The sequence below is a fragment of the Xanthomonas sp. F4 genome (assembly GCF_011761895.1).
The window spans coordinates 1,445,080-1,464,900 of the sequence record NZ_JAASQX010000001.1 but is presented as its reverse complement, the minus strand read 5'-3'; the positions used below and the strand labels follow the sequence as shown (position 1 = coordinate 1,464,900).

At 70.4% G+C, this 19,821-nt stretch carries 16 protein-coding genes and 1 tRNA gene; 5 read left to right on the top strand and 12 right to left on the bottom strand.

What is annotated here, in order from left to right; genetic code table 11:
• Positions 1-233: 233 nt before the first annotated feature.
• Together cydC and cydD are read right to left on the bottom strand one after the other, a co-directional pair.
• Positions 234-1,910 (bottom strand): thiol reductant ABC exporter subunit CydC, encoded by a 1,677-nt coding sequence (gene cydC, locus FHR66_RS06435; RefSeq protein WP_160965147.1) that lies wholly within the window; start codon positions 1,908-1,910, stop codon positions 234-236.
• On the bottom strand, positions 1,907-3,652 hold the full coding sequence (gene cydD, locus FHR66_RS06430; protein WP_456361744.1) for a thiol reductant ABC exporter subunit CydD: 1,746 nt from the start codon (positions 3,650-3,652) through the stop codon (positions 1,907-1,909). Before cydD ends, cydC begins: the two co-directional genes overlap by 4 nt.
• A gap of 261 nt (positions 3,653-3,913) precedes the next feature.
• On the opposite strand from cydD, the gene FHR66_RS06425 reads away from it, so the two are divergent.
• From FHR66_RS06425 to FHR66_RS06410, 4 genes are all read left to right on the top strand, one after another.
• Positions 3,914-5,503, top strand: coding sequence for a cytochrome ubiquinol oxidase subunit I (locus FHR66_RS06425; RefSeq protein ID WP_167087592.1), 1,590 nt, complete (start codon positions 3,914-3,916; stop codon positions 5,501-5,503).
• Between the two features lie 19 nt (positions 5,504-5,522).
• Entirely contained in the window at positions 5,523-6,674 is a 1,152-nt protein-coding gene (gene cydB, locus FHR66_RS06420) for a cytochrome d ubiquinol oxidase subunit II (protein WP_160965153.1), read from the top strand.
• Positions 6,675-6,701: 27 nt separating this feature from the next.
• Positions 6,702-6,821: a cytochrome bd-I oxidase subunit CydX gene (cydX, locus tag FHR66_RS06415; protein WP_160965155.1), complete on the top strand. Its 120-nt coding sequence runs from the start codon at positions 6,702-6,704 to the stop codon at positions 6,819-6,821.
• Between the two features lie 60 nt (positions 6,822-6,881).
• A tRNA-Pro gene (locus FHR66_RS06410) sits at positions 6,882-6,958 on the top strand.
• 479 nt (positions 6,959-7,437) lie between these two features.
• Here the strand turns inward: FHR66_RS06410 and FHR66_RS21025 are convergent.
• The 4 genes from FHR66_RS21025 to FHR66_RS06390 all read right to left on the bottom strand — a co-directional run bounded on the left by FHR66_RS21025 (position 7,438) and on the right by FHR66_RS06390 (position 11,409).
• The gene (locus FHR66_RS21025; RefSeq protein WP_237475230.1) at positions 7,438-7,986 is read right to left on the bottom strand and encodes a cyclophilin-like fold protein; all 549 of its coding nucleotides are present in this window, start codon (positions 7,984-7,986) and stop codon (positions 7,438-7,440) included.
• Between the two features lie 15 nt (positions 7,987-8,001).
• Entirely contained in the window at positions 8,002-9,222 is a 1,221-nt protein-coding gene (locus FHR66_RS06400) for an MFS transporter (protein WP_343160661.1), read from the bottom strand.
• Positions 9,223-9,310: 88 nt separating this feature from the next.
• Positions 9,311-10,345 carry an alpha/beta hydrolase gene (locus FHR66_RS06395; RefSeq protein WP_160965157.1) on the bottom strand — a complete coding sequence of 345 codons (1,035 nt, stop codon included), beginning with the start codon at positions 10,343-10,345 and terminating at the stop codon, positions 9,311-9,313.
• Between the two features lie 14 nt (positions 10,346-10,359).
• Positions 10,360-11,409 (bottom strand): NAD(P)-dependent alcohol dehydrogenase, encoded by a 1,050-nt coding sequence (locus FHR66_RS06390; protein ID WP_160965159.1) that lies wholly within the window; start codon positions 11,407-11,409, stop codon positions 10,360-10,362.
• Positions 11,410-11,529: 120 nt separating this feature from the next.
• On the opposite strand from FHR66_RS06390, the gene FHR66_RS06385 reads away from it, so the two are divergent.
• Positions 11,530-12,417, top strand: coding sequence for a LysR family transcriptional regulator (locus FHR66_RS06385; RefSeq protein ID WP_160965161.1), 888 nt, complete (start codon positions 11,530-11,532; stop codon positions 12,415-12,417).
• A gap of 97 nt (positions 12,418-12,514) precedes the next feature.
• Here FHR66_RS06385 and FHR66_RS06380 read toward each other — a convergent pair whose 3' ends face one another.
• The 6 genes from FHR66_RS06380 to argH all read right to left on the bottom strand — a co-directional run bounded on the left by FHR66_RS06380 (position 12,515) and on the right by argH (position 19,745).
• The gene (locus tag FHR66_RS06380; RefSeq protein ID WP_160965163.1) at positions 12,515-14,431 is read right to left on the bottom strand and encodes a CocE/NonD family hydrolase; all 1,917 of its coding nucleotides are present in this window, start codon (positions 14,429-14,431) and stop codon (positions 12,515-12,517) included.
• A gap of 235 nt (positions 14,432-14,666) precedes the next feature.
• Positions 14,667-15,914: a glutamate-5-semialdehyde dehydrogenase gene (locus tag FHR66_RS06375; RefSeq protein WP_160965165.1), complete on the bottom strand. Its 1,248-nt coding sequence runs from the start codon at positions 15,912-15,914 to the stop codon at positions 14,667-14,669.
• 164 nt (positions 15,915-16,078) lie between these two features.
• On the bottom strand, positions 16,079-17,269 hold the full coding sequence (proB, locus tag FHR66_RS06370; RefSeq protein ID WP_160965167.1) for a glutamate 5-kinase: 1,191 nt from the start codon (positions 17,267-17,269) through the stop codon (positions 16,079-16,081).
• Between the two features lie 16 nt (positions 17,270-17,285).
• Positions 17,286-17,543: a YciI family protein gene (locus FHR66_RS06365; RefSeq protein WP_160965169.1), complete on the bottom strand. Its 258-nt coding sequence runs from the start codon at positions 17,541-17,543 to the stop codon at positions 17,286-17,288.
• 70 nt (positions 17,544-17,613) lie between these two features.
• The gene (locus FHR66_RS06360; RefSeq protein ID WP_237475231.1) at positions 17,614-18,363 is read right to left on the bottom strand and encodes a BPL-N domain-containing protein; all 750 of its coding nucleotides are present in this window, start codon (positions 18,361-18,363) and stop codon (positions 17,614-17,616) included.
• A gap of 86 nt (positions 18,364-18,449) precedes the next feature.
• Entirely contained in the window at positions 18,450-19,745 is a 1,296-nt protein-coding gene (gene argH, locus FHR66_RS06355; protein ID WP_160965171.1) for an argininosuccinate lyase, read from the bottom strand.
• Positions 19,746-19,821 lie beyond the last annotated feature (76 nt).

Here is a 19,821-nt window from a genome sequence, read left to right as displayed (position 1 = left end):
TGGACCGACGGCATGTATCCAGAAGGTTTTGCCCCCCACTCGTCGCGACTGAAGTCGCTCCCACAAGGGCCTCCTGCGACATGGAGGCAGGCACCTGCCCGTTGTGGGAGGGACTTCAGTCCCGACTGCACGAACCATCAGCCTGCTAAGACCGGATCGCTCCCATACAAACGCGTGATTCCGCATCGCGCGTCGCGACTGAAACCACTCTTACAGAGCGCTGCGCAGCAGCGCTATGGCTCGACCTGCAGCCGTCCGTCCTGCAACCGATAGCGCAGATGCACCACGCCCTCGGGCAGCGCATCGTGGCTGATCAGCAGCAGGCTGCGCTGACCCAGCGCATGTGCCAGGTCGCGCAGAAGCGCCTGCGCAGTGTCGACGTCCAGGCCTTCGGTGGGTTCGTCCAGCACCAGCAGTGGCGCTTCGCGCAGCAGTGCACGGGCCAGGGCCAGGCGCCGCGCCTGACCCGCGGACATGGTCGCGCCGTTCTCGCCGAGCCAGGCGTCGAGGCCGCCGACTTCGTGCAGCCAGGGATCGAGCCGCACGTCGGCGAGCACGCGCTGCAGCCGCGCATCGTCGGCCGTGGGATCGCCCAGGCGCAAGTTGTCGCGCACGCTGCCGGCAAACACCGGCGCGCCCTGCGGCAGCCAGGCGATACGGCGGTGCCACTGCGCCTCGGCCACCTCGCGCAGGTCGACGCCGGCATAGCGGATGCTGCCCTGCTGCGGGTCCCACAAGCGCAGCAGCAACGCCGACAGGGTGGTCTTGCCGCTGCCGCTGTCGCCGGAGATGGCGATGCGCTCGCCCGGCGCGATGCGCAGGGAAACACCGTCGAGCACGCGCCGCGTCTCGCCCGGCCAAGCGAAGACGACGTCGTCGAACTGCACCTCGCCAGTGGACGGCAGCGCCTGCGGATGCGCCGGGTCGACCACCGGCGGCGCCTGCCCGGCGATCGCCTGCAGGCGCCGCGCGGCGACGCGGCCGGACTGCAGCGCCTGCCAGGCCAGGCCGGCACCGGCCCAGACCTCGAGCAGGGCCACGGTCAGGAACACCAGGCCGGCGGCCTGTTCGGCGCCGATCGCATTGGCGCGGGCCGCACCCAGTGCCACCCACAGCATCGCCAGCAGGCCCGCCGCCGCGCACAGCGCGTGCAGGGCGTTGCCGCCGATCAGCCGCTGCCGCTGGCGCCGGTCCTCGGCGCGCACGGCCTGCGCGCTGGCGTCCACGCGCGCGATCCAGGCGGCCTGCGCCTCGAGCGCGGCCAGGTCGGCGGCGCCCTCCAGGCCTTCATAGGCCAGCGTGCGCAAGGCTTCGCGCTGCTGCGCGCGCGCGCGTTCGCGGGCCTCGCCGCCGCGCGCCACCACCCACGGCACGCCGAGCCCGATCGCCAGCGCCAGCGCGGTCAGCACCAGCGCCGCCGGCCAGTGGATCGCCGCCGCCGCGGCGATGCCGATCGCGCCCACGCCGAGTAGCGCCGCCAGCGGCGCCAGCGCGCGCACCACCAGGCCGTCGACTTCGCCGATGTCCGACATCAGCCGCGCCAGCAGTTCGCCGGTGCGGCTGGCGCCGAGCCGCGCCGGTGCCAGCGGCAGCGCGCGGCGGAAGAACCACACGCGCAGATCTCGGGCGATACGCAGGGTGGCGTCGTGCCCGACCAGCTTTTCGCCGTAGCGCGAGGCGATGCGGGCGAAGGTCAGTGCGCGGATGCCGGCCGACGGCGAGAAGAAGTTGAAGCCGCTGCCCATGCCGACCGCGCCAGCCAGCGCCGCGGCGGTGAGGAAGCCACCGGACAGGCCGAGCAGCCCGACCCCGGCCAGCATCGTGCACAGCACCAGCAGCGCGGTCAGCAGCAGGCGGCCGAGATGGCGGCCGAACACGCCACGCAAGGTGTCGCGGCTGTCGCCGCTCATGGCAGCGTCTCCTGCGTTGCGGCGGACGCATTGCGTGCGGGCAGCCGCAGCACGGCATCGGCCCAGCGCATCGCCGCCTCGCTGTGGGTGGCGACGATGACGCTGCGGCCGCGGGCGAAGTCCGCCAGCGTGCGCAGCAGGTCCGCTTCGGTGTCCGCGTCCAGGAACGCGGTCGGTTCGTCCAGCAACAGCAGTTCCGGATCGCGCAGCAACAGACGAGCCAGGCCGATGCGCCGCGCCTCGCCGCCGGACAGGCCGAAGCCGCGCTCGCCGATCGGCGTGTCCAGCCCCTGCGGCAGGCGTGCGGCGAAACGCAGCACCTGCGCCGCCTCGGCCGCGGCATGCAGTTGCGCATCGCTGGCCTGCGGATCGGCCAGGCGCAGGTTGTCGGCGATGCTGCCGTGGAACAGATACGGCCGCTGGCCGGCGTAGCCGATGCGCAGCCCCGCACGCAGCTGCATGGCACCGGCACGCGGCGGCAGCCATCCGGCCAACGCCTCCAGCAACGTGCTCTTGCCGCTTCCGCTGGGGCCGACCAACGCCAGGCGCTGGCCGGCATGCAATTCGAAATCCAGGCCCTGCACCGCATCGCAGCGCGCACCCAGCGGCCGCAGGTACAGCGCGCGTGCGCGCAGCAATGGCTCCTCCGCACGCATCGCGCCCGCTGCCTGCACGGAAAACGTCGCTGCAGTGGTATCGGTCTCGATCGACGTCACGGCAGCGACATCGTTCGACACGGCGGCGTCCTCGTCGCGCGCGACCGGCGCATCCACGGCCTGCGGCAGGCCTTCCAGCAGGCGCTCCACCTCCGCCGCAGCGGCCAGCGCATTGGCGCGGTCGTGGTAATGCGCGGCCAGGCGCCGCAGCGGCGCGTAGAACTCCGGCGCCAGCAGCAGGCAGAACACACCGGTGCCCAGGGTCGGCACGCTGGCGTGCAGGGCGATCATGCCGAGATAGCTCAGGCCCAGGTACAGCGCGACGATGGCGACGCTGACCGAGGCGAAGAACTCCAGCACGGTGGACGACAGGAACGCGATGCGCAGCACTTTCAGCGTGCGCTCGCGCACACCCTCGGCGGCAGCGGCAATCCCGCGCAGCTCGTCGTCGCCCCGTCCGTACAGGCGTAACAGGCCCAGGCCCTTGAGCCGATCGGCGAAGTGCCCGCCCATCCGCGCCAGCTCGCGCAACTGACGGCGGCCGGCGGCTTCGGCGCCCCAGCCCACCAGCATCATGAAGATCGGCACCAGTGGCGCGGTGAACAGCAGGATCAGGCCGACCACCCAGTCGCTCCACGCCACTGCCAGCACGATCAGCAGCGGCACCACGCTCACTTCCCAGCGCGCGGGCCGGTAGCCGGCGTAGTAGCCGTCCAGCGCATCGCCATGCGCCAGCAGCAGCTCGCCCAGTTCGCCGTTGCGCTGTCCGCGCAGCCACAGCGGCCCGCGCTGCAGCAGTTGCCGATACACGCGCCGGCGCAGCTCCAGTTTCGCCGCATCGGCGACATCGCCGGCGGCACGCTGCGCGGCGGCGCCGAGTCCGGCGCGCAGGACCAACACCAGCGCCAGCAGGCCGAAGGCCGGCAGCGCCTGCGCCAGCTCGCGGCGCTCCACCAGCAGCGCCTGCACCAGCCAGGCGATGGCCCCGGCCTGCACGATCAGCAACGCACCGGACACGCTGATGGCGGCTGCGGCCAGGCGTTGGCGGCCGCGCGCGGCCGCGGCCAGGGCATCCAGCCAACGCATGCGCTGCTGCCGCTGCTGCGGTGTGTCGGCGGACGGCTCGGCGGAATCGGTCAAAACGGGCTCGGCACGGCGAACGAAGCCATCAGTTTAGCGGGGAAGGCACTTCCGGGCTGGAACCGCCGTGGCCGCCACGATGCCGGGCCTGTCCGTGGCGCACATTGATCTGAATCAAGGTCGAACGCGCCGGCGCGGCGGAAGATCGCCTCCAATCTCCCGCCACTCGGCCACCCAGATGCACATCTTCCACGAGGTAGCACAGCCATGATCGACACCACTGTCGTAGAGCTGTCGCGGCTGCAGTTCGCCATGACCGCCATGTACCACTTCCTGTTCGTTCCGCTCACCCTGGGCCTGTCCTTCATGATCGCGATCATGGAGAGCGTGTACGTCATGACCCGCAAGGAGGTGTGGCGGCGCATGACCCTGTTCTGGGGCGTGCTGTTCGGCATCAACTTCGCGATGGGCGTGGCCACCGGCATCGTCATGGAGTTCCAGTTCGGCATGAACTGGTCCTACTACAGCCACTACGTCGGCGACATCTTCGGCGCGCCGCTGGCGATCGAAGGGCTGATGGCGTTCTTCCTGGAAGCGACCTTCATCGGCCTGTTCTTCTTCGGCTGGAGCAAGCTCACACCGGTCAAGCACCTGATGGTGACCTGGCTGATGGCGCTGGGCACCAACCTGTCGGCGGTGTGGATCCTGATCGCCAACGGCTGGATGCAGAACCCGACCGGCGCGGTGTTCAACCCGGACACCATGCGCATGGAAGTGGTCGACTTCATGGCGGTGGTGTTCAACCCGGTGGCGCAGGCCAAGTTCGTGCACACGGTCAGCGCCGGCTACGTGACCGGCGCGGTGTTCGTGATGTCGATCAGCGCGCTGTACCTGCTGCGCGGCAAGCATCGCGACCTGGCCCGGCGCTCGTTCGCGGTGGCCGCCGCGTTCGGCCTGGCCTCCTCGCTGTCGGTGGTGGTGCTGGGCGACGAGAGCGGCTACGCCGCCAACGAACACCAGAAGATGAAGCTGGCCGCGATCGAGGCCATGTGGGAAACCGAGCAGGCGCCGGCCGACTTCACCGCCTTCGGCATCCCCAACCAGGCCACCGGCAGGAACGACTACGCGATCAAGGTGCCGTACCTGATGGGCCTGATCGCCACGCGCTCGTTGAACACGCCGGTGCCCGGCATCCTGGAGCTGGTCAAGCGCGCCGAGCATCGCGTGCGCGGCGGGCAGATCGCCTACGGCGCGCTGCAGCGGCTCAAGGCCAACCGCAACGACGCCGAGGCGCGCGCGGTATTCGACAAGCACTGGCAGGATCTGGGCCACGGACTGCTGCTCAAGCGCTACCGCGAGGACATCCTCAACGCCACGCCGGAGGAGATCGCCAAGGCCGCGCTGGATACGGTGCCGCGGGTGCTGCCGCTGTTCTGGACGTTCCGGGTAATGGCCGGCCTGGGTTTCTACCTGATCGCCTTCTTCGCCGCCGCGCTGTGGTTCTCGTGCAAGCACAACTTCGAGGACAAGCGCTGGTTCCTGAAGCTGGCGGTGTGGACCCTGCCGGCGCCGTGGATCGCGATCGAGTGCGGCTGGTTCGTGGCCGAGTACGGCCGCCAGCCGTGGGCGGTGGAAGGCGTGCTGCCGACGTTCTATGCCGCCTCCGGCCTGGCCCTGCACGACATCCTGATCACCCTGGGCGGCTTCGTGGCTATCTACACCACGCTGCTGATCATCGAGATCAAGCTGATGCTCAAGGCGATCCGCAAGGGGCCGGACGCCCTGCCCGCCTTGCTGCAACCCACCCCGCGCCCCGCGACCCCGATCGCCGCACCTGCGGCCGCCGGCCACCTCTGACCCCGGCAGGAGACACACCATGGACTTCATTGCATTGGACTACACCACGCTGCGCGTGATCTGGTGGCTGCTGCTGGGCATCCTGCTGATCGGCTTCGCGGTGATGGACGGATTCGACCTGGGCGTCGGCGCGCTGCTGCCGTTCGTGGCAAAGAACGACGCCGAACGCCGGCTGGTGGTCAACACCATCGGCCCGGTCTGGGAAGGCAACCAGGTCTGGCTGGTGCTCGGCGGCGGCGCCATCTTCGCCGCCTGGCCGCCGCTGTATGCGGTCAGCTTCTCCGGCTTCTACCTGGCCATGTTCGTGATCCTGTTCGCGCTGATCCTGCGCCCGGTCGGGTTCAAGTTCCGCGGCAAGCTGCCCAGCCAGCGCTGGCGCAACAGTTGGGACTGGGCGCTGTTCGTCGGCGGCTTCATCCCGGCGCTGATCATGGGCGTGGCGGTGGGCAACGTCGTGCTCGGCGTGCCGTTCCACTTCGACGACACCCTGCGGGTGTTCTACACCGGCAGCTTCTTCGGGCTGCTGATGCCGTTCGCCCTGCTGGCCGGCCTGCTCAGCGTGAGCATGCTGGTGGCGCACGGCGCGGCGATGCTGGTGCTGAAGACCGACGGCCCGGTGGCCGAGCGCGCGGCGCGCTACGGCAGCGTCGCCGCACTGGTGGCCTGTGCGCTGTTCGCCGGCGCCGGAGTGTGGGTGGCCACCGGCCTGCCCGGCTACGCGGTCACCTCGCAGGTGGTCACCGACGGCGCCACCAACCCGCTACTGAAAACCGCCGTGCTCGGCGAGGTCGGCGGCTGGATGCACAACTACCAGCGCATGCCGCTGACCGCCCTGGCCCCGGCCGCCGGCCTGCTCGGCCTGCTGCTCAGCGCGGTGCTGCTGCGCAAGCGCCGCGGCGGCCTGGCCTTCATCGCCTCCGGCGCGGCCATCGCCGGCATCATCCTGACCGTGGGCTTTGCGCTCTTCCCGTTCCTGCTGCCGTCCTCCAGCCAGCCGGGCTCCAGCCTGACCGTGTGGGACGCCTCCAGCAGCCACCTGACCCTGTGGATCATGCTGCTGGCCACCGTGGTGTTCCTGCCGATCATCCTCGGCTACACCACCTGGGTGTACCGCGTGCTGAAGGGCAAGGTCACCGCCGCCTCCCTGGACGACAACCCCAACGCGTACTGACGCGCCCCGCTGCAAGGAGAAACGATCATGTGGTATTTCGCCTGGATTCTCGGTGTCGGCCTGGCCTCCACCGCCGCCATCCTCAACGGCATGTGGTTCGAGGCGCGCGAGCGCAACGCGGCGGATGCCGCCGACGCGACGGACTGAAATTTTTTTGCAAAGGCGCTTGCCGAATGCGGAAGACCTCCGTATCATGTGCGGCTCCTTCGGGGTGTAGCTCAGTCTGGTAGAGCGCTACGTTCGGGACGTAGAGGTCGCAGGTTCGAATCCTGTCTCCCCGACCAGTTTCAAGGTCACAAGAAGCCTGGAAAACCACAGTTTTCCGGGTTTTTTTGTGTCCGCGGCCCGGCGTCCGGCAGACCGCGCACGTTGCGTGCACGCCCGCTGCCCGGTGTGACGCGGGTGGAGGCATGCCGACCACCAGCATCTCCCTGTCGGGTACGTCGTCCACTGCGCATACCGATCCTGCTTTCGACGCAGAGAACGCGCGCGCAGGGCCATCGGACCGCCTTGCCGTACGCGCGCAGCCGCATCGTGCTTCAGCGCGGGCGAACGCCAGTCGCCACGCAATGCGCGCGTCCCAGTGGCAGCACGCGCCGCCAGGGCGTGTCATCCATTCCCGCGTGCGCCGCATTGGGTCTGGCAGACGCGCGCCCGTGGCCGCGTCATCGCTCGGGCGTGGACGCGATGTCCACTTCCCCCCTCTTCCTCGTCACAGGCACGCGCGATCACGGCGCGGCTTGCTCGGGATGGCGGACACGCCCTAGTCCCTGGAGAACGCGACCCGGACCCGACGCCCGCCCAGTGCCTGGGCCAGCCCGGCCGGGTCGTCCACCCACCCGAGCCGGGTGTAGGAATAGGCGGACGCGAAGCGCGCATAGAACACGACCAGGGTCTGCGTGCGGTAGAGCATCAGATCGCCGGGCCGGATCGTGCCCGGCCGATGCGGCGCCGCCGGCAGCGGCTGCGGCAGCTCGGCGTGCTTCTCGTTGCCATTGAGTTCGTCCATGTCCAGCGCGAGCGGCAGCTGCGCGGCGAACGCGCGGGCGGCGGCGTTGTCGGCCAGGGTGATGAGGAAACGACGATCGCCGACGGTCATCCACATGCGTGCGTACTCCGGAACGATGGATGGCGCCGCGGCGGCGCGCGGCGCCACCGCGGCATGCAAGTCGGCCGCGCCGGCGGCGGCAATCGGCAAGCCGGCCAGCAGGACCAGCCAGCGCAAGAACCGCTGCCACGGGCGGCGGCCACCACGGCGGGCGGACGGCAGCGATACGCGCATGGCGCGGCCGGTGTCCAGTCGCGGCGTCATCGGCATGCTCGAGCGCTACGCCGATGGCGCCGGTCGAGCGGCGGACGCACGCGATGCCAGCCCGGTCAACGCCGCCGCGAACAGCAGCAGCGCCGCGCTCGCCACGAAGGTCGCCGCATAGCCGTGGCGATCGAACAGCATGCCGCCGACGGTCGAGCCCAGCGCGATGGCCAATTGGATCACCGCCACCATCAGGCCGCCACCGGCCTCGGCGCTCCCGGGCATCGCGCGCGCGATCCAACTCCACCAACCCACCGGCGCGGCGGTCGCCAGCAATCCCCACAGTGCCAGCAAGACCGCCACGGCGGCGACACGCGTACCGAACGGAATCAAGGCCAGGGCGACCGCCGCCATCAGCAGCGGAATCGCGATCAGGGTGCGATACAGGCTGCGCTGCAGCGCAGCGCCGACCAGCAAAGTGCCGAGCAGACCGGCCACGCCGATCCCCAGCAGGAGCCACGACAACACCGGCACCTTGGCCAGCGTCACCGTTTCCAGGAACGGGCGCACGTAGGTGAACAACGCGAACTGGCCCATGAAGAAGGCGGCGCAGGCCGCCATGCCCAACGCGACCGCGCGCCGCCGGAGCAGGCCGAACACGTTGCCGGCCCCTGCCGCGCGCGCTGCGCTCATGGCCGGCAGGCTGGCCCACTGCCAGGCGAACGCCAGCACGGCCACCGGCACCAGGCACAGGAACGCGCCGCGCCAGCCGATCACCCCGCCCAGGTAGCTGCCGAGCGGCGCGGCGATCACCGTGGCCAGGGCGTTACCGCCATTGAAGATGGCCAGGGCGCGGGGCACCTGGGCCGGCGGCACCAGGCGCATCGCGGTCGCGGCCGACAACGACCAGAAGCCGCCGATCACCACGCCGATGAGCGCGCGCCCGGCCATGTAGGCCGCATAGTTCGGGGCCAACGCGACCACCGCGCCGGACACCGCCATCAGCCCGGTCAGCGCCAGCAACAGGCGCTTGCGGTCCATGGCCCCGGCCAGGGCGGGAATGGACACACTGGTGAGCACCGCGAGCGCACCGGAGATGGCGATGCCGTAGCCGACCAACCCCTGGCTGACGTGCAGGTCGGCGGCCATCGGGGTCAGCAGGCTGACCGGCATGAACTCCGACGCGATCAGCGCGAACACGCACAGCGTCATCGCGTACACGCCGCCCCAATGGGCGCGCTGTGGGGCGGCGGCGGCCTGCCCGCGTCCCGCTTCCGCCGGCAGCGCCGCGCTCACCGCCCCGCTCCGTGGCGACCGCAGCGCGCAAGGTGTTCGTGTGCGATCGGCCGCGTGCGATGGCACCCGCGCCTGCCCATGCGCACGCTCATGGCGCCCCCAGGGTTTGCCGGAAGAACGAGGCCAGCTTGTCGAATGGGATCAGGTCGGTCCGGTCGTACAGGTCCACGTGGCCCGCGCCCTTCACCCAGTACAACTCCTTCGGCTGGCCCGCCAGGCGGAAGGCCTCTTCGCTGAACTCCTTCGAGTGCGCCTGGTCGCCGGCGATGAACAGCATCGGCCGCGGCGCGATGGTCGCGATGTCGTTGAACGGATAGAAGTTCATGAACTTGACGTTGCTGCTCAAGGTCGGGTGCGTGGTGAGCGCGGGCGAGGAACCGGCCGGGGTGAACTGGCCGCGCGCGGTGCGGTAGAAGTCGTAGAACTCGCGCTGGATGGGCGGGGTCTGCGCATCGAGCACGTGCACCGTGCCGCCGGTGTACTCGGTCTTGCCGCCGCCGAATTCCACGTCGCGCTGCCGCGCCGCGGCCGCGATGATCTGTTTGCGCTGCTCGACGGTCTGCGCGTGGTTGAGCCCATCGCGGTTGGCCGCCCCCATGTCGTACATGCTCACGGTGGCGATGGCCTTCATGCGCGGGTCGATCTTGGCCGCACTGATGACGAAGCTGCCGCTGCCGCAGATGCCGAGCACGCCGATGCGCTCGCGGTCCACGAACGCCCGGCTGCCCAGGTAGTCCACCGCCGCGCTGAACGCCTCGGCATACAGATCCGGCGCCACCGCATTGCGCGGCTGGCCCTCGCTCTCGCCCCAGAACGACTGGTCGATCGCCAGGGTGACGAAGCCCTGTTCGGCCAGCTTCTGCGCATACAGGTTAGAGCTCTGCTCCTTCACCGCGCCCATCGGGTGCCCGACCACGATGGCCGGATAGCGGACACCGGCCTTGCGCTGCCTGGGCAGGAACAGGTTGCCCACGATCGTCATTCGGTACTGGTTGCGGAAGGAAACCTTTTCCGTGGCGACGGCGTCGCTCTTGTAGAAGTTGTTCGCGCCATTGGCCATGTCCTGTCCCATCGCAGGTGAGGTGCCGGCCGCCAGGGCCAGGATCAGCAGCAGTCGTTGCATCGGTCTTCTCCCGGTCAGGCGGCCAAGGTGGCGTTGTCGATGACGAATCGGTATTTCACGTCGCCTTGCAGCATCCGTTCGTAGGCGGCGTTGATCTGCTCGGCGCGGATCAACTCGATGTCGGCGACGATGCCGTGCTCGGCGCAGAAATCCAGCATCTCCTGGGTCTCGGCAATGCCGCCGATCATCGAGCCGGCCAGGGTGCGACGCCGCATGATCAGGCTGAACACCGCCGGCGACGGGTGCGGGCTGGCCGGCGCACCGACCAGCACCATTGCGCCGTCGCGCTTGAGCAGGCCCAGGAACGCGTCCAGGTCGTGCGGCGCGGCGACCGTGTCCACGATCAGGTCGATGCTCCCGGCATGCGCCGCCATTTCCTGCGCGTTGCGCGACACCACCACCGCGTCGGCGCCCAGTGCCAAGGCAGCCTCGCGCTTGGCCTCGGCGGTGGTGAACGCGACGACGCGCGCGCCCATCGCATGGGCCAGTTTCACGCCGACGTGGCCGAGCCCGCCGATGCCGACGACGCCCACCGTCTTGCCGGGACCGGCGCCCCAGTGGCGCAGCGGCGAATAAGTGGTGATGCCCGCGCACAGCAGCGGCGCCACCGCCGCCAGTTGCCCTGCCGGGTGGCTGATTCTCAGCACGTAGCGCTGGTGGACCACGATCTGCTGCGAATAGCCGCCGAGGGTGTGGCCGGGCGCATCGGCGCTCGGGAAGTTGTAGGTGCCGACCATGCCGTCGCAGTAGTTCTCCAGTCCGCCTTCGCACTCCGCGCAGTGCCTGCAGCTGTCCACGATGCAGCCGACGCCGACCAGGTCACCCGGACGCATGCCGGCGACATGTGCACCGACCGCCGCGACGCGGCCCACGATCTCGTGTCCCGGCACGCACGGGAAGCGCGTACCGGCCCATTCGCCGCGGGCCTGGTGCAGGTCGGAATGGCAGATGCCGCAGTAGGCGATGTCGATGCGCACGTCGTCCGGACCGAGCGTGCGGCGCACGATCCGCATGGGTTCGAGGGGCTGGTCGCCGGCTTGGGCGCCATAGGCGTTGACGAACATGGCGGGATTCCGGTGGAGGGGAGGATGGCCATTGTCGGCATCGCTGATCCGCCTGATAAGATGATGAATCCTTTCCTTCCCTATTAGCCTAGCTAATTAATCGACCTGTCAGACTGGGCCATGGCACGACGCAATCTCAACGACTTGCTGGCCTTCGTCACCGTCGCCCGCGAAGGCAGCTTCACCCGCGCCGGCGCCGCGTTGGGGGTCACCCAGTCGGCGCTCAGCCAGGCGATCAAGGCGCTGGAAACGCGGCTGCAGATCCGCCTGCTCACCCGCACAACGCGCAGCGTTTCGCCCACCGCGGCGGGCCAGCGTCTGTTGCAGGCCATCGGCAACCGCTTCGACGAGATCGAGTCGGAACTGGACGCGCTGACCGCGCTGCGCGACAAGCCCGCCGGCGTGGTCCGCATCACCAGCGGCGACCACATCCTGCACACCACCCTGCTGCCCAAGCTGACCCCGGTGCTGCAGCGCTATCCGGACGTGCAGATCGAGTTCGACGTCAGCTACGGTTTCCGCGACATTGTCGCCGACCGTTTCGATGCCGGCGTGCGCCTGGGCGAGAGCGTGGACAAGGACATGATCGCGATGCCGATCGGCCCGCCGCTGCGCATGGCCGCGGCGGCGGCGCCGGCCTACTTCCAGCAGCGCCCGCTGCCCAAGGTGCCGGGCGACCTGACCCAACACCGCTGCATCAACATCCGCTTCCCCACCCATGGCGGCCTCTACGTGTGGGAGTTCGAGCGGCGCAACCGGCAGGTGAACGTGCGGGTCGAAGGCCAGGTGACGTTCAGCACCTCGCCGCCGATCGTGCGCGCCGCACTCGACGGACTCGGCATCGCGTTCCTGCCCGAGCAGGAATTCGCGCCCCATCTCGAGGAAGGTCGCCTGGTGCGGGTGCTGGAGGACTGGTGCCCGCCATTCTCCGGCTACCATCTCTACTACCCCAGCCGCCGCCAGCACTCGCCGGCGTTCTCGCTGGTGCTCGACGCACTGCGCCTTTGAGTGCGCCGCGCGGCCGCGGCAACCGCGCCGGCCAGCGAGTGCAGCGCGCGTGGCGCGCCGTGTCCGGCGTGGCCGCACGCACGTTCGGTAGCGGCGCTCAGCGCACCGGCAGCTCGATGTAGCTGGCCTGCTGCGGCGTGTGCCAGATCCGCTGCGTCGCCTTCTGGTAATCGCCCGGCTTGGCGAAGTAGATGTTGGGCACGTAGGTCTGCGGGTTGCGGTCGTACAGCGGGAACAGCGTGGACTGCACCTGCACCATGATCCGGTGGCCGCGCTCGAAGGTGTGGTTGGCGGTGGGCAGGCCGAAGCGGTAGGCCAGCGGCTGGTTCGGGGTCAGCGGCGCGGGATGCTCGAAGCTCTCGCGGTAGCGGCCGCGGAAGATCGCCAGCGACACCGGCAGCTCGTAGCCGCCCAGCTTCGGCTCGGACGCCATCTGGTCGGGATACACGTCGATCAGCTTCACCACCCAGTCGCTGTCGCTGCCGCTGGTGGAGGCCTGCAGGTGCACCTGCGGCGCGCCGGCGATGCGCAGCGGCGCCTGCAGCGGTTCGCTGACGAAGGTCAGCACGTCCGGGCGGCCGTCGACGAAGCGCTGGTCGTGCACCAGCCAGGTGGTCCACATGTCGCGGTCGCCGAACACCACCGGGCGCGGCACGAACGGCACCGGCTTGGCCGGGTCGGAGACGTACTCGGTGTAGTCTCCCTGCCCGGCCTTGGGCGCCTCGAACGAAACGCGGCCGCCGGCCTCCAGGTACAGCGGCTTGCTCTGCGCCGGGCAGCCCTGCGCGCAGCTCAGCGGCCAGCGCTGCAGGCGGTCCCAGTGATTGGCGCCGGTGTCGTAGATCAGCACCGGCGGCGTGTCGGCCTTGGGCGCGCCGTCGACCAGGTACTGGTCGAAGAACGGCTTGAGCACGTCGCGGCGGAACTGCAGCGCGGTGTCGCCGTCGAACTGCAGCGCGCCCAACGAGGCGCCCTCGTAGTTGACCTGGCTATGCCGCCACGGCCCCATCACCAGGTAGTTCCTGTCGTTGCCGGTGTCGCGCGGCTCCATCGCCTCGTAGCTGTGGATCGCGCCCCACATGTCTTCCTGGTCCCACAGCCCCTGCAGCCACATCGTCGGCACCTTCAGCGGGGTGCGCGCCATCACCTTGTCCAGCGCCTGCTCCTGCCAGAACGCATCGTAGGCCGGGTGCTCGGTGAGCTTGCGCCACCACGGCAACTGCTCCAGCCCGGCGGCCTTGGCGTAGTCGCCGGCCGAGCCGGCGCGCAGGAAGTTGCTGTAGTCGTCGTAGCCGTGGCGCGGGATGCCCTCGCCCTTGCCGCGCTTGGTCATCTGGCCGGTGAAGTAGTCCAGGTTGACCTGGCGGAAGGCGCCGTAGTTGAGCCAGTCGTCGCCCATCCAGCCGTCGATCATCGGGCTTTCCGGCGCGGCCACCTTCAGCGCCGGATGCGGATCGGCCAACGCCATCACCACGGTGAAGCCCTCGTAGGACGAGCCGATCATGCCGACCTTGCCGTTGGATTCGGGCACGTGCTTGACCAGCCAGTCGATGGTGTCCCAGGCGTCGGTGGCGTGGTCGACCTTGGTCGGGTTGAGCGGCCCGCGCAACGGCCGGGTCACCACGTAGTCGCCCTCCGAGCCGTACTTGCCGCGGATGTCCTGGAACACGCGGATGTAGCCGCCGTCGACGAACACTTCGTCGCCCTGCGGCAACAGATCGCGCATGTGCGGCGAGGCCAGCCGGCTGGCGCGGCCGCTGGCATCGTACGGCGTGCGGGTCAGCAGGATCGGCGCGCCGTGCGCGTCCTTGGGCAGCACGATCACCGTGTGCAGCTTGACCCCGTCGCGCATCGGGATCATCACCTCGCGCTTGACGTAGTCGTTGGCCGCGGTCGGTGCGACGAACGGCTTGCCGGTGATGTCCGGCGTCATCGGCGCGGTCTGGGCGACTGCGGCGCCGGCGGTGGCGAAGGCGACGGCAGCGGCGAGCAGGCAGGGAGCGAGGCGGCGCATGGGCGTTGGATCCCGAAAGGAGGCGAATCCGCGACGCTAGGCGACGGCGCCGCCATCGGCAAGTGACAAAGGCTGGGTCGCCGATCCTCGCCGCTGATATGGCGGTGTGCGAGCGCACAGGCACGCTATCCCGATCAGCACAGGTTGCCACTCTGCTTCACCGCCACCAGCAGGACGCCGATCCCTCACATGCCAGGCAGCTCAGGCGCCCGCCCAACCAATGTGCGGCGGCGCCTCAGTGCCGAACCTGCCCCTCGCCGCGCACCACGAAGCGCTCCACGGTCAGCGCTTCCAGGCCCATCGGGCCGTAGGCGTGCAGGCGCGTGGTGGAAATGCCGATCTCCGCGCCCAGACCGAGTTCGCCGCCGTCGGAGAAGCGCGAGGAGGCGTTGACCATCACCACGGCCGCGCGCAACGCCTGCACGAAGGCTTCGGCGTTGGCCGCGTCCTCGGTGGCGATGACCTCGGTGTGGTCCGAGCCGTAGCGGCGGATGTGCGAGATCGCCGCGTCCAGGTCCGGCACCACCGCGATCGCCAGGATCAGGTCCAGGTATTCGGCGGCGTAGTCGTCGTCGCTGGCGCTGTCGATGTCCGGCAGCAGTGCGCGGGTGGCGGCATCACCGCGCAGGGCGACACCGCGCTGGCGTAGCGCCTGCGCCGCCAGCGGCAGGAAGCGTGCGGCCACGTCGGCATGCACCAGCAGCGTCTCCAGGGAATTGCAGGCGGCCGGCCGCGTGGTCTTGCCGTCGACCAGCAGCTTCACCGCCAGCTCCAGGTTCGCCGACGCATCCACGAACAGATGGCACACGCCCTTGTAGTGCTTGATCACCGGCACCCGCGCATGTTCGGCGACGAAGCGGATCAGGCCCTCGCCGCCGCGCGGAATCGCCAGGTCGACGATGTCGTTGAGCTGCAGCAGTTCCAGCATGGTCTCGCGGCGCAGGTCTTCGACCAGGGTCAGCGCGGCCTCGCCGATGCCGGCCTCGCGCAGCGCACGACGCAGCGCCGCGGCGATGGCGGTGTTGGAGTGGATCGCCTCGGAACCGCCGCGCAGGATCACCCCGTTGCCGGCCTTGATGCACAGCGCCGCGGCGTCGGCGGTGACGTTGGGGCGCGCCTCGTAGATCATCGCCACCACACCCAGCGGCACGCGGATCTTCTGCACGCGGATGCCGTTGGGGCGCACGTCGTCGCGGGTGACCTGCCCCACCGGATCGGGCAAGGCCGCGACCTCGCGCAACGCCGCGGCGATGCCGTCCAGGCGCTTGCGGTCCAGCGCCAGCCGATCGAGCATCGCGCTGCCGACGTCCTTGGCCCGCGCCGCCTCCAGGTCCCGTGCATTGGCGACGAGGATCGCCTCCGCATCGGCCTGCAGCGCCGCCGCCATCGCCTCCAGCAAGGCCTGCTTGGCCGACGAGGACAACTGCGCCAGCGCTTGCGCGGCATCGCGGCATTGCAGGGCCTGGGTGCGGATGGAGGTCATTGGGGGCTCCGGTGGCTAGGATTCGGGATTCGGGACTCGGGATTCGGAAAGGCTACGCGCTGCGCCGGCGGATGAAAGGCGGCGAGCGCGAGGCGCAACATCGCATGCGCGCGCATTGCAGCGGGATCGGCGGCGCCGTCGCGGCCACCGTGGGGCGGGCGCGCTTACGCCGATTCCCCATTCCCGACTCCCGATTCCCGCACCACCACCAGATCGTCGCGATGAATCACGTTCTCGCCGTAGTTGTAGCCCAGGATCGCCTCGATGTCGCGCGAGTGGCGGCCAGCGATGCGGCGGATGTCCACCGCCGCGTACTGGCTGACGCCGCGCGCCAGGCAGCGCTCGCCGGCCGCGTCGCGCAGCCGCACCTCGACCATGTCGCCGCGGCGGAACTCGCCCACGGCGCCGGCCACGCCACCCGGCAGCAGCGAGGCGCCCTTGTCGAGCAGCGCGGCCGCGGCGCCGGCATCGACCAGGATCGCGCCCGGTTCCACCGGCACGTGGCGCAGCCAGTACTTGCGCGCGGCGATGCGGGTGCGCGCGGCATGGATGCGGGTGCCGCGCAGGCGGTCCTGGGCCAGGCCGCGCACCACCTCGGCGCTGCGGCCGTTGAACAGATAGGTCTCGATGCCGGCGGCGCCGGCCTTGGCCGCGGCCTCCAGCTTGGTGCGCATGCCGCCGGTGCCCACGCCGCTGCCGCTGCCGCCCGCCATCGCCAGCACCGCCGCGCTCAGTTCCTGCACCTCGTGCAGCGGCTGCGCCTGCGAGTCACGGCGCGGGTCGGCGGTGTACAGGCCGTCGATGTCGGTGGCGATGAACAGCGCATCGGCGTCGACCAGGGCGGCGACGATCGCGGCCAGGTTGTCGTTGTCGCCGAGCTTGAGTTCGTCCACCGAGACGGTGTCGTTCTCGTTGACTACCGGCAGTGCGCCCAGCCGCAACAGTTCGCCCAGGGTGGCGCGTGCGTTGAGGTAGCGGCGGCGGTTGCGCAGGTCGTCGTGGGTCAGCAGCACCTGCGCCACCGGCCGTTCGAAGAAGCGCTGCCACAGCGCGATCAGCTGCGCCTGGCCGAGCGCGGCCAGCGCCTGCCGCGCAGCCAGCGCCGCGCCGGCTTCGGCGGCCTTGGGCACGATGGCGCGGCCGGCGGCGACCGCGCCGGAGGACACGATCACCAGTTCACGCCCGGCCGCCAGGTTGGCCGAGACGAACTGCGCCAGGCCCAGTGCAAAGCGTGGCGTGAGGCCGCCGCCGTCGGCGGCCAGCAGGCTGCTGCCGACCTTGAGCACCGCGCGCCGCCAGGGCGGCAGCGCTTGCTCGACGAAGGGCGTGGCGGCGGTGGCGGTCGGGGCGGTCATCGGGCGCTCGCTCGGCTCAGTGCGCGTTCCAGGCGTACACGGTCAGCTCGGACGCAGCCTGGAGCGCCAGCGGATCCTCGGCGACGATGGCCTGCGCCTGCGCCAGGCTGTCCACGTTCTTGAGCACATAGGCACCGCCGCTGCCGTCGCCGAAGCCACCGCTGCGCTCCAGCAGCCCGCGCTCGCGCAGCGCGGCCAGGAAGTCGCGATGCGGCTGGATCACCGACTCCGGAAACGCCGGTTTGCGCATCGCCATCACCAGGTACAACGTCATTGCCTTCTCCTGCATGCGAGGCGCGGCATGGCATGCGCCTCCGGTAAAAGTTCGACGACCGCGCGCTACGTCAGCGCAGCGCCGGCCCTGCCTCCGCACGGGCGCCGAGGCCGGGAAACAGCCGCAGCAGCCGTCGCAGGTTGTCCTGCGGGGCGACATCGCCGGCCTCGTCCATCCAGCGCTCGTCCGCCTCCGGATGCGGCCCGGCCAGCACCACCGTGCCGCGGCCATGGCGATAACGCGCGATCGCCACGTCGCCGTTGCCGTACTGGGCGATCGGCACGAAGCCGTCCGCCGCGCTGCCGGTGAGGAACGGGCCGTCCTGATAGTAGACGCGCTGCCAGGTTCCGTCCCAGCGGATGGCGATGGTGTGGTCGCCTTCGTCGTCGATGCCCGAGCGCGGACGCCCGACTTCCGACTGCAGCGCCACATCGACCAGGCCGATGCCGTCGCGGTCGGCCAGGTACGCCCCCATGCACAGGCCCAGGAAACCCTTGCCGCTGCTGACGAAGTCGCGCAGGGCATCGGCGCCATCGTCGCCGAGGGCGGCGTACGCGGCCGGGATGTCCTGGCCGCCGCCGGGCTGGATGTACAGATCGACGTCGCGCAGCGTGGCGGGGGTCACGTGCAGCGGTTCGCGCTCGCCGACGTAGACGATCGTCAGCGGCAGCCCGGTCGCGCGCAACGCATCCACCACCATTTCAGAGCAGCCGCGGCAGCCGGCCGCACCGCGGTAGACCGCCACCTTCGGCGCCGCACCGACCGCCGCGCTGGCCGGGGCCGCGGGCAGCGCCAGCAGCCCCGCGGCGAGCAGCGCCAAGGCGATGGTCCGCAGGCCGCCCGCCCTGCCCGGCCACGCGGGCGATGCGATCGCCGTGCGCCAGCCTGTGGGATGGCCAAGCAGGCTCATCCCAGCGTGTCCCAGCGCGCGCGCAGCGCCTGCAACTGCAGATCGGCGGCTGCACCGGGCGACACCCGCGCCGCCAGGCTGCCTTCCGGCGTACGCCCCTGCCCCGCGCTGTCGGCCGACGCGGCGGCGGCCTGGTAGGCCTCGCGGAACGGCACGCCGGCCACCGCGGCTTCCACCGCCACGTCGGTGGCGTACATGCCCGAATCGATCGCCGCGCGCAGCCTGTCCTCGCGCCACTCCAGGTTGGCCAGCAGCGCCGGCAGCAGCTCCAGCGCGGCCAGGCCGCGGCCGAAGCCGTGGAAGATCGCGCCCTTGCTGCTCTGCAGGTCGCGGTGATAGCCCGACGGCAGCGACAGCAATTGTTCGATCTCGGTGCGCGCGGCGGCCACGCTGGCGTGGGTGGCGCGCATCAGTTCGATCACATCCGGGTTGCGCTTGTTGGGCATGATCGAGCTACCGGTGGTGTACTGCGCCGGCAGCGCCACGAAACCGAACTCGCCGCTGGTGAACAACGACAGATCCCAGGCCAGGCGGCGCAGGTCCAGGGTCGCACTGCCCAGCGCTTCCAGCGCGGCCATCTCGAACTTGCCACGCGAGAGCTGCGCATAGATCGGGCTGACCTGCAGGCGCGCGAAGCCCAGCGCAGCGGTGGTGTGGGCGCGGTCCAGCGGCAGGTTGACGCCATAGCCGGCGGCGGTGCCCAGCGGATTGCAGTCGACCAGGCGCAGGGTGTCGCGGGCACGCAGCGCATCGTCGATGAAGGCCTCGGCCCAGCCCGCCCACCACATGCCGGCCGAGGACACCACCGCGCGCTGGATATGGGTGTAGCCGGGCACCGGCAGGTCGCGCTCGGCCTGCGCGCGGTCAAGCGCCACCTTGGCGATCTCCGCGCCGAGCTGCGCCAGCCGCGCCAGCTTGTCCTTCAGCCACAGCCGGGTGGCGACCAGGATCTGGTCGTTGCGGCTGCGTCCGGTGTGGATCTTGCGCCCGGCATCGCCCAGGCGCTCGGTCAGCCGGGCCTCGATCGCCGAGTGGCCGTCCTCGAAGCGCGCATCCAGCACGAACGCACCACTGCGGAAATCCTCGGCCAGCACCGCCAGTTCGCGCTGCAGCCCGGCCAGTTCGTCGGCCGAGAGAATGCCGATGCGCTGCAGGCCCTCGGCGTGCGCGCCGCTGGCGGCGATGTCGTGCAGGAAGAACTCGCGGTCCAGCAGCACGTCGTCGCCGGCCAGGAACGCCTGGATCTGCGTGTCGACGGCGACGCCGGGTTTTTGCCAAAGCAGATTGGTCATTGGGAAGCCGGGAATGGGGATTGGGGAATTGGGATTCGGAAAGCGGCGCGCTGCGTCCGTTGGGGATGCGGCGCTG

What these genes read in the sequence shown, in the direction of transcription:
- FHR66_RS06390 (WP_160965159.1), bottom strand. Translation starts at nt 11,409, where the DNA reads ATGTTCGTCAACGCCTATGGCGCCCAAGCCGGCGACCAGCCCCTCGAA.
- argH (WP_160965171.1), bottom strand. Translation starts at nt 19,745, where the DNA reads ATGACCAATCTGCTTTGGCAAAAACCCGGCGTCGCCGTCGACACGCAG.
- FHR66_RS06395 (WP_160965157.1), bottom strand. Translation starts at nt 10,345, where the DNA reads ATGCAACGACTGCTGCTGATCCTGGCCCTGGCGGCCGGCACCTCACCT.
- cydB (WP_160965153.1), top strand. Translation starts at nt 5,523, where the DNA reads ATGGACTTCATTGCATTGGACTACACCACGCTGCGCGTGATCTGGTGG.
- FHR66_RS06365 (WP_160965169.1), bottom strand. Translation starts at nt 17,543, where the DNA reads ATGACGTTGTACCTGGTGATGGCGATGCGCAAACCGGCGTTTCCGGAG.
- cydX (WP_160965155.1), top strand. Translation starts at nt 6,702, where the DNA reads ATGTGGTATTTCGCCTGGATTCTCGGTGTCGGCCTGGCCTCCACCGCC.
- FHR66_RS06385 (WP_160965161.1), top strand. Translation starts at nt 11,530, where the DNA reads ATGGCACGACGCAATCTCAACGACTTGCTGGCCTTCGTCACCGTCGCC.
- cydD (WP_456361744.1), bottom strand. Translation starts at nt 3,652, where the DNA reads ATGCGTTGGCTGGATGCCCTGGCCGCGGCCGCGCGCGGCCGCCAACGC.
- FHR66_RS06425 (WP_167087592.1), top strand. Translation starts at nt 3,914, where the DNA reads ATGATCGACACCACTGTCGTAGAGCTGTCGCGGCTGCAGTTCGCCATG.
- proB (WP_160965167.1), bottom strand. Translation starts at nt 17,269, where the DNA reads ATGACCGCCCCGACCGCCACCGCCGCCACGCCCTTCGTCGAGCAAGCG.
- FHR66_RS06375 (WP_160965165.1), bottom strand. Translation starts at nt 15,914, where the DNA reads ATGACCTCCATCCGCACCCAGGCCCTGCAATGCCGCGATGCCGCGCAA.
- FHR66_RS06380 (WP_160965163.1), bottom strand. Translation starts at nt 14,431, where the DNA reads ATGCGCCGCCTCGCTCCCTGCCTGCTCGCCGCTGCCGTCGCCTTCGCC.
- cydC (WP_160965147.1), bottom strand. Translation starts at nt 1,910, where the DNA reads ATGAGCGGCGACAGCCGCGACACCTTGCGTGGCGTGTTCGGCCGCCAT.
- FHR66_RS21025 (WP_237475230.1), bottom strand. Translation starts at nt 7,986, where the DNA reads ATGACGCCGCGACTGGACACCGGCCGCGCCATGCGCGTATCGCTGCCG.